General features: G+C 37.0%; 1 protein-coding gene. It reads right to left on the reverse strand.

Going from position 1 to position 1,369, the window contains the following annotated elements; genetic code table 11:
* Positions 1-816 precede the first annotated feature (816 nt).
* A complete protein-coding gene (locus J2S08_RS22310; protein WP_307233552.1) occupies positions 817-1,041 on the reverse strand; it encodes a hypothetical protein in 225 nt (74 codons plus the stop codon).
* Positions 1,042-1,369: the final 328 nt, after the last annotated feature.

Genomic DNA, 1,369 nt, shown 5'->3' on the forward strand with positions numbered 1-1,369 from the left:
TAACTATTTCATGCTGATTTACTTCTTTTTCGGCTCCTTCACCAGAAAGCAGCCACTGAACTGAAAATCCTCGCTGTTCCAATTCTTCTTTTACCCAACTGCCTATTTTCTCATTATCTTCAATATATAATACGCTTCTTTTCAAGTAACATCCCTCTCTCTAAATTGAGTTCACTATTAGACAGATTAACACAATCTAAAAAATGGTTTCTAGTTAAGACAATTTTATCGTAGACTACCTTTCATTCGCCAGATATAATAATCAGTCGCTTCCTTTTCCCTATAATGAGTTGATTTATCTCCCCGTGTCGGTGTATTGTTAAAACTTTTGGGTACTCATTCATGTCGTAACTATTGAGCTTTGTTAACTCTACTTTAACAAATCGGCAATGAGACTATGTTCTTGTCCATTATAGGCAAAGGGATCAAGTTCTTGTTTCGAGCAAAAGACAAGAATTTGATCCCTTAAATTAGAAAAACCGCGCGGGGCGCAGTTTCTTAAAGGACTATGTTCTTGTCCTGTGACATTATTGTAAAGCATCGTATTTATTAAGCCGAGTTGTTCTTACTCAAATTATTTGATTGTTGACAGTATATTTCATTCTCTAAGATATTGTTCAGCAGCCAGCTTTTCATTTGCATCGCCATTGGTTAGTGCCTATCTCATAGGTAAATGTGATGTTTCATCTGACCTATATTGGGCTTAATCGCAGTCGAACTATCATCATCAAGTAAATATGTCCAATAGGAAGACCTGTCTTCTTCATGTTTCTTGTTTGGAACGAATTTTCTCATAATGGCTCTCTATCCTTTCAACTATTTATTCTTCTGCTTTGCAACTTGCATACCGCAGATGATAAGCATGATAATCCCAATTACTGCTAGAATAATCCGAACTAAGAATGGACTCAATGAAAACACAGTTTCACCTTGCCAGTGCAATCCGAACAACCTTTCATTCAGCCCCACAATCGCCAATAATGGCTTAAGAAACAAACTCAGCGCTAATAATACTATCCCCCAAATAATATTGCTATTCATTGATTCAAAACCTCTTTTCCAATTAAGATAAATGAAGATTATTTCACAATAAAACGATCTATCATTGCCTTTCTAGAATTTTATCCCACATCTAACTAGCAGTAAGACCCCCACCTCAAGAGTTAAGAGAATTCGAAGAAATCTAGGTGGGGGATAACTGAAAGTCAAATGCCCGATTGGTTCAACTAACCATGAGTGGAGAGAAAACCCCCACTCATGGAAGTTTCACTTTATTTAACTGGATCTCCGAAAAGAATTCTCCCACTTCTAAATGTGAAGGGCATAGCCCAATGAAAGTGGGAGATGAATTTTCGGTTGGCGTAAGCCA

The sequence above is a fragment of the Bacillus chungangensis genome (genome assembly GCF_030812995.1).
Taxonomy (GTDB): domain Bacteria; phylum Bacillota; class Bacilli; order Bacillales; family Bacillaceae_C; genus Bacillus_CF; species Bacillus_CF chungangensis.